This window comes from Pseudoduganella sp. GW821-FHT05F09 (genome assembly GCF_059419605.1).
In genome coordinates, this window is record NZ_JBWKSD010000007.1 from 289218 (window position 1) to 303448 (window position 14231).

A 14231-nucleotide genomic window follows, 5' to 3' on the forward strand; every position below is an offset into this window, starting at 1 on the left:
GTGGATTTTGCGACGAACTGCAAAATCGGCGTCGCCAATTGCAACATTGCTTGCCGCTGCGGGGGGATAGGCATACCATGGGCGCGCCCCCACCGACCCCTACGACTATGCGCAGCACGGCCGCTCCGAACCGACGCCTGTCCCGCCTGACCGTGCACCTATGGCTGACGCTGGGGGTGTCGCTGCTGCTGGCGGTCAGCTTCGCGTTCTATGTGCGGGCGGAGAAAAAGATCGACGTGGCCAATGAATTGCGGCAGCAGGCGGCCTTCCTGGCCAACCAGCTGCGCCAGTCATCGGACGAACTGACGCGCATGGCGCGCACCTACGTCGCCACCGGCGAGGCGCAATACCGGACCCAGTTCGAGCAGATCGTCGCCGTGCGCGACGGACGCCTGCCGCGCTCGGCCGAACATCCGAACAACTACTGGGAAGTGCTGCCGGCCGACGCCCTCCACGGCGGCGCGGCGGCGGGCGCCTTGCCCCTGATGGCGCTGATACGGCGCGCCGGTTTCACGCAGCAGGAAATCGCGCTGCTGGAGCAGGCCAAGGCGCGCTCGGACGCGCTGACCGTCACCGAATTGGCCGCCATGCGCCTGGTGGACGCCGGCAAGCCATCGCCGGCGGCGGCGCGCGCGCAAGCCAGCGCCATGCTGCACGGCGAGGACTACCACCGCGCCAAGGACGGCATCCTCGCGCCCATCCGCCAGTTCTCGCAGCTGGCCGACCAGCGCACGCTGACCGTGGTGCAGCTCTGCGAGCAGCGCGCCTTCCAGCTGCGCGTGGTGTTCCTGTGCCTGGTGGCCATGCTGCTGGTGATGGTGTGGATGGCGCGCGGCGAGGTGCTGGCGGTGCTGGGCGGCACGGTGCCGCAGCTGTACCGCCATATTTCGCGCCTGGGCAGCGGCGATTTTTCCGCCCCGCCGCCGGCCGCGCCGCGCGACAGCGTGCTGGGCTGGGTGGGCGAGACGCAGCAGCGCCTGGCGCAGGCGGACGCCGAGCGCAAGCAGGCCGAAGCCGAGCTGGCGCGGTACCGCAGCGGGCTGGAACAGCTGGTGGAGGAGCGCACGCAGGCGCTGGCGGCCGCGCTGGACCGGGCCGAGGCGGCCAGCCGCGCCAAGAGTGTGTTCCTGTCCAATATGAGCCACGAATTGCGCACGCCGCTGAACGCGGTGATCGGCTTTTCCGAGCTGATGGGGCGCTCGCAGTCGCTCAGCGAGGACGAACGCGAAAACCTGCGCTTCATCCACCACTCCGGCCAGCATCTGCTGACGCTGATCGACCAGGTGCTGGCGCTGTCGCGCACGGACGCCGACCCGGCGCGCCCGGCGGGCGGCCTGAGCGATGTGGAGCAGCTGGGCGCGCAGCCGGCGGCGCCGTTCCCGCCGGCCGCCGGCGTGGCTGCTGATATGGCCGCCGGTTTGGCCGCCGTGCCGCAGGCCGACGTGCAGGCGCTGGACGACGCCACCTACGAGGCGCTGTGCAACGCGGTGCAGCACCTGGACCGCAAGGGACTCAACGAGCTGCTGCTGCGCGTGGCGCCGCCGCATCCGGCGCTGGCGCGCGGCATAGAAGCAATGGCCGAACGGCTGGAATACCGCGAGCTGTGGGAGGCGCTGCAGCAGGCCCGCAGCGCGAACGCGCCGGCGAAATAGAGCGCAGCGCGCGCCGTCAGGCGATGGTCTGCACCGTGCCGCCTTCGGCGCGGATGGCGGCGCCGTTGATGGCGGCGGCCCGGCCGCTGGCCAGGAAGGCCACCACGTTCGCGACCTCGGCCGGCTTGGCCAGGCGCTGTATCAGCGACGAGGGGCGGTTCTCCTGGATGAACTTGCGTTCCGCGTCCGCATACGCCAGCCCGGGATTGACCGATTCGATAAAGCCCTTCAGGCTCTCGGTTTCGGTCGGCCCCGGCAGCACCGCGTTGACGGTGACGGCGCTGCCCTTGGTCAGCTCGGCCAGGCTGCGCGAGATCGACAGCTGGGTGGCCTTGCTGGCGCTGTAGTGCGCCATGGCGGCCATGGGCGTGAGCGCCACTTCGCTGGAGATGAAAATCACGCGCCCGTGGCCGCGCTCCAGCATCCTCTTCAGATAGGTGCGCGCCAGGCGCACGCCGCTCCACACATTGGTCTGGAACATGGCCTGCCATGCTTCATCGCTGGTGCTGAAGAAATCGCTCAGCGCGTAGCTGCCCATATTGTTGACCAGTATATCCACCTGCGGGTAGGCGCTGGCGGCGGCCTGTTCGCTGCCGGCCACGCTCATGTCCGCCACCAGCGGCAGCGCGCGGCCGGCGCCGAAGCGCGCGTTCAGCGCAGCTACTGCACTGTCGACTGTCGCCGCGCTGCGGCCGTTGACGATGACGGTGGCGCCGTCCTCCAGCAACTGGCTGGCGATGGCGTAGCCGATGCCGGCGGTCGATGCGCTGACCAGCGCGGTTTTACCTTGCAAATTCAAATCCATGACTACTCCTCGTTTGGGTTGATGGAGGCAGTATGGCCGCTGGCGATTGCTTTGATAATCCAACGTAATGGAATATGATTTTGGAATAAAATTCACAGATGAGGTGCAGGCATGGACAGCCGCAGCGGCGAAATGCTGGTCTTTTGCAAGGTGGTGGAAACCGGCAGCTTCTCGGCGGCGGGCAAGTTGCTGCAGCTGAGCGCGTCGGCCGTGAGCAAGCTCGTCACGCGGCTGGAGGAGCGGCTCGGCGTGCTGCTGTTCCAGCGCTCCACGCGGCATCTGGCGGTCACGCCGGAAGGGCGCCGCTATTACGACAGCTGCGCGCGCATCCTGGCCGATATCGACGAAGCCGAGCAGGGCCTGGCCGGCGACGCGGTGGCGCCTGGCGGCGTGCTGCGGGTCAATGTGTCGCTGCCGTTCGGCACGCATCTGATCCTGCCGCTGCTGCCGGAATTCACGCAGCGCTACCCCGGCATTACGCTGGACCTGTCGCTGAGCGATGCGCTGGCGGATCTGCAGCGCGAAGCGGTGGACGTGGCCATCCGCATGGGGCCCTTGTCCGACGCCAGCTTCCGCGCCCGCGCGCTGGGCCGCAGCCGGCGCGCGGTGGTGGCCGCGCCGCGCTACCTGGAACAATGGGGCGTGCCGCAGGAGCCGGCCGCGCTGGCGCAGCACCGCTGCTTCAATTTCAATTTCCGCCGCTCGTTGGACGAATGGCCGTTCCGCATCGGCGGGCAGACGGTGCATATGCCGGTGCAGGGCGGCATCCTCACCAACAACGGCGAAACCATGCGCCAGCTCACGCTGGACGGCCTGGGCGTGAGCCGCCTGGCCATGTTCCATGTGGCCGCCGACCTGCGGGCGGGCCGGCTGGTGGAACTGCTGGCCGGCTACAACCCGGGCGACACGGAGGACATCACGGCCATCTTCCACCACCAGCGCTACATGCCGGCGCGCGTGCGCGTGTTCATCGACTTTTTGCTTGAGCGCGTCAGCCCGGTGCTGGCCCGGACGGTGGTTTAAGGCCGGGGCCGGTGGCGCCGGCGGTGGAAGGCCAGCGCCGCCAGCGCGATGCCCGAGAGCAGCAGGCTGGACGGCTCGGGGACGCCGGCCGCCGGCGTGCTGCCGTCGAGACGGAAGGGCGTGCCGCCTTCGCGCAGGAACAGGTCGCCGCTGCTTTCATCGAGCTGCAGGAAACTGCCGGCCGGGTCGCCGGTGTTGGCGGTGCGGAATTCGAGATCCAGGCCGTAGAAGCTCAGCAGGTAGCTTCCTGCGTCCAGAGTCAGCGCGCCGACATTGAAGTTCACGTCGTAGAAGGTGGTGTAGGGATAGCTGATGATGGCGTTCGGCACCGCCGTGTAGTCGCCGGGGTTGAGCGTGAGCTCGTAGATGGCGGCGCCTATGCCGCTGTTGCCCGGGTCCTGGTAGATGGTGAAGGTGAACGCGCCCGCGAAGGGGTCTTCCGTCAATCCCATCTGGAAGAACACGCTGGTGATGGTGCGTGTGCCGGCCAGGCTGAAATCGTCCAGTACGCGGCTCTGCTGCAGCGCGGTGGAGAAGTAGCCGCTGCGGGCGTCGTCCGCGCCCAGGCCGTTGTCGAAGATGACGTCGGCGTGCGACAGGGCGGAGCAGGCGGCGAGCAGCGCCGCGAGGAACAGGCGTTTCATGCTGGATCCCGGGAAACATTTGTAGTTAATAAATGTTAAGCAGGTTTCATGCCTGTTTTGTTAACCGCAGGCAAATCCAGTGAGCCGCCGCGCCGCGCGGCCCGTACTGTAAAGTTTTCCGACACTACTTCAGCGCACCGAATACTTTGCCGATCAGCTTGCTGCCGGTGCCGATGGGGTCGTTGCGGATGGCTTTTTCTTCCTCGCCTATCATGGTGAACAGGCCGTCCAGCGCGCGTTCGGTCACGTAGTCCTCCACCGTGCCGGCCTGCGCCAAGCCCATTTTCGACACCTTGGCCATGGCGCCGTTGTACTTGGCCGAGAGATTGGACTTGTCCGTCACCTTCTTCACGATGGGCAGGAACTTCACACCCAGCTGGGCCGAGGTCTTTTCGCGGAAGAACTGGGTGACCGAGGTGTCGCCGCCGCTCAGGATGTTTTTCGCGTCGGTCAGCGTCATGTTCTTCACCGCGTCCACCAGCAGCGGCTTGGCCAGCGGCACGGCGGCCTCGGCGGCATGGTTCATGGACACCACCAGGTCGTCGAGCTGCTGCGCGTGGCCCGTCATTTTCAGGATGGGCCGCGCCTGCTCCAGCACCTTGGGCAGCGGGATCTTCACCTTCTCGTTGTTGAGGAAGCCGTTCTCCGTGCCCAGCTTGCTCACCGCCGCGTTCGAGCCGCGTTCCAGCGCCGCCTTCAGGGCGCCGTTGACGTCCGTGCTGGACAGGTCGGCCAGGGTAACGGCCCAGGCGCTGGAGGCGGCCAGCAGCAGCGGCAGCACGCGGGAAGCCAAACGGGATGGCATGCGGAAGGATGGCAACATGGCGGACTCGCAAGGTAAAGGCAGTACCGCATGGTACGCCATGCGCGCCGCGCGTGCCAGCATGCACCCCGCGCGCCGTCCTCCATCAGGCCTGCGCGCCGCCCTGCACGCTGCTCAGGTGGCGCGGCGCCTGGCGGCGGCCGGCCATCAGGCGCAGTTCCTTGCCCTGCTGCTCGGTATGCTCGGTGAGCTTCTGCACTTCGCGCTCGAGCAGCTCCACCCGCAGAGCGTGCAGGTCCAGGCCGATTTGGCGCACCGCGAAGTCCAGGGCGGCGCACTCGTCCGGACGGTAGCTCTCGCCGTTGGGCTTGGGGCCCAGCAGCGCAAAGCCGTACAGCGTGCCGCGATGGCTCATGGGCAGCGCCAGCTGGCCGCCGCTGCCCGGCTGCGGCGCCATTTCGGCGCGCAGCGCCACGGCCAGCGGATCGTCGGCGTTCATGCTGTCCGGCGCGCCGGCCAGGGTGCCGGCGGTGGCCGGTTCATAGCGGCCGTCCGCCTGGCGCAGATAGATGGCGCAGCCGGCCTGGCTGGTGAAGCGGTCCATGGCCTGGCGGCAGGAGTCGAGCAGGGCCTCCACGGTGGTGATATGGGCCGCCTGTTTCACATAGTGCTGCAGCCTGTGTTCATTCTCGTGCCACTGGTGGAAGAAGACGCGCTCGACCCAGCGCTCCACCCGGCCGTGCATATGGTGGAAGGCCAGGTAGACGGCCAGCGCGATCAGGCCGTCCAGCACCAGCGTGATGGCGGGCGCGTCCGCATGGCCGCCGCCGTGCAGCAGCGACGACGAGAGCCGCTCCACCACGCCGAACACGCACAGCAGCAGCACGCTGACCACGCTGAAGATCAGCATGCGGCTGATGGCGAATTCAAAGTGGAACACGCGGTGCTTGAGCACCGAATAAGCCAGGCCGATATACATCAGCAGCTGGCCGGCGAACATGGCCATCACGGTCCAGCGCATGCCCTGGTAGCCGCCGTCCAGCGCCGGCACCCACACCAGGATGGGCGGGATGGTCCCCAGCAGGAAGGACAGCAGCAGCCAGTAGTGGCGCTGGCGCATTTCGCCGCGCGACTGGCGCCAGCCGTCCACCATGCTCACCATCCAGAGCGACACGCCGAGCGCCATCACGATGCCGGTGAAAGGCAGCAGCAGCGGCGCCTCGTTGCCCAGGCCGAACCACAGCGCATAGGCGGCAGTGGCCAGGCACAGCGCGCGTTGCAGCGGCAGCAGCCGCCACAGCCAGCGCCGCAGCGGCGTGTCCGGATATTGCTGGTAGTGCAGGGCGAACAGCACGCCGCAGTACCACAGCATGGGAAACGAGGTGAGCTGGACCAGCTTGGCCAGGCCCAGGGCGGCCCCGGCCGGCAGATAGTTGATGGTCATGTACAGCGTGAAGTTCTGCACGCAGAAGGCCATGGCCAGCGCGCGCTGCGAGCGGTTTTCGCCCTGCTTGATGCCGATCAGCACAGTGAACAGCAGGGCGGGCACGGCCAGCGCCAGGCGCGCGGCGTAGTCGAACGCTTCGGCAAAGGGCACCGGGCTGGCCACCGCCGCCACCGTCAGGTGCCGAATCTGTCCAGGCTGGTACAAGGTCAGGCCAACGGGCTCGCCGACGGTGAAACGGCGCCAGCGGTTTTGCACGCGGTCGAACTGCACGCTGTCGCCCGCTTTGGCGCCGAAGGCCAGCAGCGGCGAACCGGGATCGAGCTGGAGGATCTGCAGGCGGTGCGAGCCCTGGCTTTCCGGGTGCAGGCCGATGTGGTCGTTCAGGCTGGCGCCCAGCGTGCCTTGTTCCTGTGCGAGCGCCAGGGCGCGGAAGGCGCAGCTGGCGTCCATCACCAGCAGCAGCGCGGCGACGGCGCTCAGGGTGCAGATCAGCCATTTCCAGCTTGCGGTGGACAATCGAAAAGCAGCCATAGCATGCTCCTGCGCGATCACAGCGTGGACAAGCTTTCGATTATAAATTGACAAGTTGCAAGGGCAAAGCGATTTTTGGTTGCAAGCCACCACAGTCGCGTTCCGGCAACGGGCGGATGAAACTATACTGCCTTGAACAAGCTAACGGAGGCCGCCATGCAATGGGAAACCCACGAGATCAGCAACCAGTCCGCCGAACTGAAGGACTACAACCTCTACCTGAGCGACCTGCTGCTGCAGGACGCGGTGCGGCGCGGCGGCGCCGGCTGGCATGCGCAGGCGCTGGCCGGGCAGGGCGCGCTGCTGGGCAGCGAGGCGGTGATACGCATGGGCGAGCTGGCCAACCGCCACCCGCCCGAGCTGCATACCCACAGCCGCAGCGGCGAGCGCATCGACGTGGTGGAGTTTCATCCCAGCTGGCACGAGTTCCTGGCCATCACGCGCCGCCACGGCCTGGTGTCGCTGCCCTACACCGAGCAGCGCGCCGGCGCCTGGAGCGCCTACGCCGCCAGCCAGTACCTGCACAACCAGATCGAGGCCGGCTCCTTCTGCCCGGCCAGCATGACTTTCGCCTGCATTCCGGTGCTGCAGCAGGAGCCGGCGCTGTACGCGCAACTGCAGCCGCTGCTGTTCTCGAACGAGCACGATGCGCGCGACCTGCCGGCCGCCGCCAAGAAGTCCATCATGGTCGGCATGGGGATGACGGAAAAGCAGGGCGGCACCGACGTGCGCAGCAACACCACGCGCGCCACCCACACCGGCGGCGCGCAGGGACGCGGCGGCGAGTACAGCATCGTCGGCCACAAGTGGTTCTTCTCGGCGCCCATGTGCGACGCGCACCTGGTGCTGGCCCGCACCGACGCCGGCCTGTCCTGCTTCTATGTGCCGCGCTGGCGGCCGGACGGCGGCAAGAATCCCATCCACATCCAGCGCCTGAAGGACAAGCTGGGCAACCGCTCCAACTCCAGCAGCGAAGTGGAATTCCACGGTGCCTGGGGCTTGATGGTGGGCGAGGAGGGGCGCGGCATCCCCACCATTATCGAGATGGCCACCAACACGCGGCTGCACAACAGCATCTCCAGCGCCGCCTTCATGCGCCAGGGACTGGTGCAGGCGCTGAACCACGCGCGCCAGCGCAAGGCCTTCGGCCGCAGCCTGATCGAGCAGCCGCTGATGCGCGCCGTGCTGGCGGACATGGCGCTGGAAAGCGAGGCGGCGCTGCGCGTGTCCATGCAGCTGGCGCAGGCTTTCGGCGAGGCGGGCGAGACCGCGCAGGCGTGGAGACGCATCGTCACGCCCGCCGCCAAGTTCTGGATCTGCAAGCGCGCGGTGGAACTGGCGGGCGAGGCGATGGAAGTCTTTGGCGGCAACGGCTATGTGGAGGACGGCCCCATGGCGCGCCTGTTCCGCGAGGCGCCCGTCAATTCGATCTGGGAAGGTTCCGGCAATGTGATGTGCCTGGACGTGCTGCGCGCCATTGCGCGCCATCCGGACAGCATGCAGCTGCTGCTGGACGACCTGCAGCGCCGGGCCGGGGACGACGTGCGCCTGCGCAGCGAGATCGCGGCCCTGCGCGACGCGCTGCGCCAGCCGCCGGAGCAGCTGGAAGCCGGCGCCCGCCGCTACACGCAGAAGCTGATGCTGGCCGCGCAGGCGGTGCTGATGCGCGGGCAGGCCGCATCCGCCTGCGCGGACGCCTTCCTGGCCAGCCGCTACGACAGCGAATGGGGCCGCGTGTTCGGCGCCCTGGACGGCCGCGCCGACTGCGGCGCCGTGCTGGCGCAGGCCTGGCAAGGGTAGGCGCTTTCGTTCCCTGTCCGAGGCGCCGCCAGCAAAACCGGTGGCATCGCGCTACACTCCGGTCTCTCACTGAAGATGGAGATCCCCCATGTCCGACCTTAGCATCGCCCAACGCTGGCCTGCCCAGCATCCCGAACGCATCCAGCTGTATTCGCTGCCCACGCCCAACGGCGTGAAAGTATCCATCATGCTGGAAGAGACCGGCCTGGCCTACGAGCCGCACCTGGTCGACATCAGCAAGGACGAGAGCAACACGCCCGAGTTCAAGTCGCTCAATCCCAACGGCAAAATCCCCGCCATCGTCGATCCCGACGGCCCGGGCGGCAAGCCGCTGGCGCTGTTCGAATCGGGCGCCATCCTGCTCTACCTGGCCGAGAAAACCGGCCAGTTCCTGCCGGCCGATCCGGCCGCGCGCTACGAAACCATCCAGTGGGTGTTTTTCCAGATGGCGGCCATCGGCCCGATGTTCGGCCAGGTGGGCTTCTTCCACAAATTCGCCGGCCGCGAGTACGAGGACAAGCGCCCGCTGCAGCGCTACGTGAACGAATCCAAGCGCCTGCTGGCGGTGCTGGAAACGCGGCTGGAAGGGCGCGACTGGATCATGGGCGACAGCTATACCATTGCCGACATCGCCATGTTAGGCTGGGTGCGCAACCTGGTCGGCTTCTACGGCGCGGGCGAGCTGGTGGACTATGCCAGCCTGTCGCGCGTGCCGGCCTGGCTGGAACGCTGCCTGGCGCGGCCCGCAGTGCAGCGCGGCCTGGACATTCCGAAGCGCCCGCAGAACTGATCACCACAACTACAAGGACGACATAGTGCAGAAACCTAGCTCGATACTGGCGGCCGGCCTGCTGGCCCTGGCGGCGGCCGCGCACGCGCAGGACGCGAACAGCGTGCGCGCCGACAAAAACATGATCAAGGCCCACCTCAGTTTCCTGGCCGACGACCTGCTGGAAGGCCGCGAAACGGGCAGCCGGGGCTACGACATCGCGGCCCACTATGTCACCACGCAGTTCCTGCAATACGGCCTGGCGCCCAAGGGCGACAAGGGCGGCTTCCTGCAGCGGGTGCCGCTGCGCGCCACGCGCCTGGTGCAGGAGTCGCCGCTGCTGGAGCTGAGCGGCAAGGGCGGCACGGAAAAGCTGGCCTACCTGGACGACTACATGACCGGCGGCAGCCTGCTGGAGGACCAGTCGGCCGCCGCCGCGCCGCTGGTGTTTGCCGGCTACGGCATCGAGGCGGACCGCCTCCAGCACCATGACTACGCGGGCCTGGACGTGAAGGGCAAGATCGTCGTGGTCCTGGCCGGCAAGCCGCGCAGCTTCCCTACCGAAGAGGGCGCGCACTTCAGCAGCAGCGAGCAGAAGCGCGAACTGGCCGCGCGCCACGGCGCCGTGGGCATGATCACCATCCCCACGCCGGCCTCGGAAAAGGCCTTCCCCTTCGCGCGGGCCAAGGAATACCGCTACATTCCCACCATGGCCTGGGTGGACGGCAAAGGCGTGGCGGCGCACCAGCAGCCCACGCTGCAAAACCGCTACACGCTGAGCATGCAGGCCGCGCACAAGCTGTTTGCGCAGTCCAGGATGAAGCTGGACAGTATCTATGAGCTGGTGGCGGCAGAGAAGCCGCTGCCGCGCGGCGAACTGGACCTGTCGGCGCGCATGGCGTCGCAAAGCACGCGCAGCGACCTGGCCAGCAGCAATGTGGTAGGCATGATAGAGGGCAGCGACCCCAAGCTGAAGCATGAATACGTGGTGTTCAGCGCCCACCTGGACCACCTGGGCCAGGTGAAGGAAAAGAGCGGCGACAATATCTTCAACGGCGCCATGGACAACGCCTCCGGCGTGGCCACGCTGATCGAAACGGCGCGCCTGTTCAGCCAGGGCCAGGTCAAGCCGAAACGCTCCATCCTGTTCGTGGCCGTCACCGGCGAGGAGAAGGGCCTGCTGGGCGCGGACTATTTCGCCAGCAACCCCACGGTGCCGGCCCGCGCCATCGTGGCCAACGTCAACCTCGACATGCCGCTGCTGACCTTCGACTTCAAGAATGTGATGGCTTTCGGCGCCGAGCATTCCAGCCTGAAGGGCAACCTGCAGCGCGCGCTGAAGCCGATGAACCTGGAGCTGATACCGGACCCGTGGCCGGAGCAGGGCCTGTTCACCCGTTCCGACCACTATATGTTCGTGCGCCAGGGCATTCCGTCCATCTTCCTGGCCACCGGCATGGCTTCGTTCCAGAAGGGCGAGGACGGCGCCAAGCAGTGGGAGCACTTCCTCAGCACTAACTACCACCAGCCCTCGGACGACCTGAACCTGCCCTTCAATTTCGACGCCGCTGCGCGCTTTGCGCAGCTCAATTACAACATCGCGCTGGAGATCGCCAACGCGGCCGAAAAGCCCACCTGGAACAAGGGTGACTTCTTCGGCGACACATTTAGGAAATGATATGACATACGAAGAGTACCTCGACGAAGTGACCACCTTGATCGTCGAGAAATATAACCTTTCGGACGCTGCCGCCATTAAATTGGTAGTAGCCGCCCAGGACGCCGAGTTCTTCGTCAAGCATGACGATGACAAGGCCCTGCGCAATCTGGACCAGGCGCATAAAGACGCAAAAACCCTGTACACATCGGCTTCCGCAGCCCCGGCGCCGGCCCGCAAGCCGCGCCGCTGATCCTTCCGGGCCGCCGTCCGGCGGCCCAACTCCCTCTCGCCGTCAAGCGAAAAAAATAAAGTGGTATCGTCCGCCGCGCGGACGGGCCATGTCCCATGTTACACACAATTTCAACCAAGTATCACAAGTGTTTCATGGAATGTTGTATTCCAGTTCACACGAATGGAAAGCGTGGACGCGTAGAAATGTTACATATACATTCAATCTTGGTAAGCCCGCCACAAGCGACGATGTACTCAAAAAAACACCGTTACAAGAGAGAAGATCCATGAAGAAAAGTTTCCCATTTGCAGTGTTGATGTTGTCCGCCAGCCCGTATATTTTGGCGGAAGAAGTCCAGCCAGCCGCCGCGCCCGTCGCTGCGGAGCAGACGGCGGACGATATTCAGAAAGTGGTCATCGTATCGACCGGCAGCCGGGGCGCACAGCGCACCCTGGTCGACACCCCGGTGCCGATCGACATCCTGAGCGCCCGCGAGCTGACCAAGACCGGCCAGTCCACGCTGGACAAATCGCTGCAGTTCCGCGTGCCGTCGTTCAACACCGTGCAGACCCCGGTCAACGACGCCACCTCGCTGCTCGATCCGTATGAGATCCGCAATATGGGCCCCAGCCGCGTGCTGATCCTGATCAACGGCAAGCGCAAGAATTCCAGTTCCCTGATCTACACCCAGACCTCGCCCGGCCGCGGCGAAAGCGGCGCCGACATTTCCGCCATTCCGACCGACGCCATCAAGCGCATCGAAGTGCTGCGCGACGGCGCGTCCGCCCAGTACGGCTCGGACGCCATCGCCGGCGTGGTCAACATCATCCTGAAAGACGCGTCCGAGGGCGGCTCCATCACCGCGCGCGGCGGCATCACCCACGAGAGCGACGGCGAAATGGGCGGCGTGAGCCTGAACAAGGGCATCGCGCTGGGCGACCAGGGCTTCGTCAACTTCACGCTGGACGTTTCCAAGACCAAGCTGTCCAACCGTCCCGGCATGGTCGATGCGCGCGGCGACGCGAGCGACTTCGGCGCCACCATCAAGGATGTGCAGGCCTTCCTGGCCATCAAGCCGGACGCCGGCAACATCAACGGCGCGCCCGCCACCGAGGCCGCCAAGGCTCTGGTCAACAGCCGCTACGACCTGGCCGACGGCGTGTCGGTGTACGGCAACGCCGCCTACGTGCACAAGAAAATCGACAGCTTCGCCAACTACCGCACGCCGTACTGGCGTCCGACCGACTACGGCCTGCTGCACGCCTCCGGCACGCCTTACCTGGGCTATGTGCCGAGCTTTATCGGCAAGCTGGACGACTACAACGCCACCGGCGGCGTGAAGTTCCCGCTCGGCGGCTGGAACGCCGACGTGAGCCTGACCTACGGCGGCAACGAGCAGGAATACGGCGTCAGCAATTCGATCAACCGCGGCATGGCGGCGGACTTCGCCTCCGGCGCCAGCAAGGTGCAGTCGCCCACCAGCTTCGCGGCGGGCGGCGTGAAGTTCGAGCACTATGTGTTCAACGGCGACATCTCCAAGCAGATCGCGCCGACCGTCAGCGCCTACGCCGGTACCGAGCTGCGCCATGAGAAATACCAGGTGCTGGCAGGCGAGGAGGCGTCCTATATCAACGGCGGCGCCGACTCCTACGCCGGCAACGACCCGCGCAACTCCTTCCCGTCGTCGCGTTCGAACTACGGCGTGTACGGCGGCGCCACCTGGGACATCAGCGACGCCTGGCTGGTGGACGGCACCGGCCGCTTCGAGAAATACACCGACTTCGGCAGCGCCTTCGTCTGGAAGGGCTCCACGCGCGTCAAGCTGAACGAACAGATCACGCTGCGCGGCTCGGCCTCGACCGGCTTCCGCGCGCCGTCGCTGGCGCAGACCTTCACCCAGAAGAAGCAGTACTCCTTCGTGGCGGGCAAGGGCATCCAGGTGTCCGGCCTGGTCAACAACGTGTCCAAGGAAGCGGCGGACCTGGGCGTGGCCAAGCTGAAGGCCGAGAAATCGAACAACATCACGGTGGGCCTGGGCCTCAAGCCCGACAACGACACCAGCATGACGGTCGACTTCTACCATATCCGCGTCAAGGACCGCATCGTGCTGGGCAAGGAAATCGTGCCGACCGGCGACCCGACCAAGAAGCTGGACCAGGTGCTGACGGCCAACGGCATCGTCTCGGTCAGCTTCTTCGTCAACGCGATCGACAGCGTCACCTCGGGCATCGACTATGTGCTGTCGCGCAAAAACATCCCGTTCGCGGACGGCAAGCTGACCCTCAACCTGTCGGGCAACTACTCGCTGAAAAACGAGCGTGACGGCGCGGTCAACAATCCTGCGCCTGTCGCCTCCGCCGGTCAGTCGGTGCTGGACGCCACGCAGGAAGCGCTGATGTTCACCTCGCGTCCGAAGTTCAAGACCATCATCGGTGCTGACTGGGACTACAAGGACGTGAACCTGTCGCTGAACAACACGGTATTCGGCCCGACCTACTTCCACCAGGCCGGCCTGGACGCCAACCTGGAAACGGCCTTCAAGACCAAGACCGTGACCGACTTCGCGCTGAACTACAACCTGAACAAGTCCACCACCTTGTCGTTCAACGTGAACAATATGTTCAACGTGACGCCGAAATGGCGCATCCGCGCCATGAACGCCGCCGGCCAGAAAATCCTGGACAGCACCGCGCGCGACGCCTACGGCATGACGCCGGCTGAAGTGCAGAGCAATCTGATCACCTTCAACGGCCGCTATTCCATGGTGACCTACGACGGTTCGCAGTTCAGCCAGCTCGGCCGCAGCTTCGCGGCTTCGCTGAACTACCGCTTCTAAGCCTTCAGCAGCTTAGGGTGGCTTGGGGCGGGTTATGCGGCATGCGCCGCTAACCCGCCCTTTTTTCGC

11 protein-coding genes are annotated in these 14231 nt (G+C 66.1%); 7 read left to right on the top strand and 4 right to left on the bottom strand.

All coding sequences use genetic code 11. The annotated features are described in order from the left end of the window. Positions 1-77 precede the first annotated feature (77 nt). Entirely contained in the window at positions 78-1652 is a 1575-nt protein-coding gene (locus AC07S4_RS23015; protein ID WP_494988836.1) for a sensor histidine kinase, read from the top strand. 16 nt (positions 1653-1668) lie between these two features. Here the strand turns inward: AC07S4_RS23015 and AC07S4_RS23020 are convergent, their stop codons facing one another. After that, the gene (locus AC07S4_RS23020) at positions 1669-2457 is read right to left on the bottom strand and encodes an SDR family NAD(P)-dependent oxidoreductase (protein ID WP_494988837.1); all 789 of its coding nucleotides are present in this window, start codon (positions 2455-2457) and stop codon (positions 1669-1671) included. Positions 2458-2568: 111 nt separating this feature from the next. Here AC07S4_RS23020 and AC07S4_RS23025 point away from each other — a divergent pair, with 111 nt between their 5' ends. Continuing rightward, on the top strand, positions 2569-3480 hold the full coding sequence (locus AC07S4_RS23025) for a LysR family transcriptional regulator (protein WP_494988838.1): 912 nt from the start codon (positions 2569-2571) through the stop codon (positions 3478-3480). On the opposite strand, the gene AC07S4_RS23030 is transcribed toward AC07S4_RS23025, so the two are convergent. The 3 genes from AC07S4_RS23030 to AC07S4_RS23040 all read right to left on the bottom strand — a co-directional run bounded on the left by AC07S4_RS23030 (position 3477) and on the right by AC07S4_RS23040 (position 6865). Beyond that, complete coding sequence (locus AC07S4_RS23030) at positions 3477-4124, bottom strand: PEP-CTERM sorting domain-containing protein (RefSeq protein WP_494988839.1); 648 nt, start codon at positions 4122-4124, stop codon at positions 3477-3479. The genes AC07S4_RS23025 and AC07S4_RS23030 overlap by 4 nt on opposite strands. A 124-nt stretch (positions 4125-4248) precedes the next feature. After that, positions 4249-4947, bottom strand: coding sequence for a DUF4197 domain-containing protein (locus tag AC07S4_RS23035; RefSeq protein WP_494988840.1), 699 nt, complete (start codon positions 4945-4947; stop codon positions 4249-4251). A gap of 85 nt (positions 4948-5032) precedes the next feature. Beyond that, the gene (locus AC07S4_RS23040) at positions 5033-6865 is read right to left on the bottom strand and encodes a hypothetical protein (protein WP_494988841.1); all 1833 of its coding nucleotides are present in this window, start codon (positions 6863-6865) and stop codon (positions 5033-5035) included. Positions 6866-7021: 156 nt separating this feature from the next. Here AC07S4_RS23040 and AC07S4_RS23045 point away from each other — a divergent pair, with 156 nt between their 5' ends. The 5 genes from AC07S4_RS23045 to AC07S4_RS23065 all read left to right on the top strand — a co-directional run bounded on the left by AC07S4_RS23045 (position 7022) and on the right by AC07S4_RS23065 (position 14162). Continuing rightward, positions 7022-8665: an isovaleryl-CoA dehydrogenase gene (locus AC07S4_RS23045; protein WP_494988842.1), complete on the top strand. Its 1644-nt coding sequence runs from the start codon at positions 7022-7024 to the stop codon at positions 8663-8665. A gap of 88 nt (positions 8666-8753) precedes the next feature. Beyond that, on the top strand, positions 8754-9455 hold the full coding sequence (locus tag AC07S4_RS23050; RefSeq protein ID WP_494988843.1) for a glutathione S-transferase N-terminal domain-containing protein: 702 nt from the start codon (positions 8754-8756) through the stop codon (positions 9453-9455). Between the two features lie 25 nt (positions 9456-9480). Next, the gene (locus AC07S4_RS23055; RefSeq protein ID WP_494988844.1) at positions 9481-11112 is read left to right on the top strand and encodes a M28 family peptidase; all 1632 of its coding nucleotides are present in this window, start codon (positions 9481-9483) and stop codon (positions 11110-11112) included. A gap of 1 nt (position 11113) precedes the next feature. Further along, positions 11114-11344, top strand: a complete 231-nt coding sequence (locus AC07S4_RS23060; RefSeq protein ID WP_494988845.1) for a hypothetical protein — start codon at positions 11114-11116, stop codon at positions 11342-11344. Positions 11345-11642: 298 nt separating this feature from the next. After that, positions 11643-14162, top strand: coding sequence for a TonB-dependent receptor plug domain-containing protein (locus AC07S4_RS23065; protein ID WP_494988846.1), 2520 nt, complete (start codon positions 11643-11645; stop codon positions 14160-14162). The last annotated feature ends 69 nt before the right edge of the window (positions 14163-14231 follow it).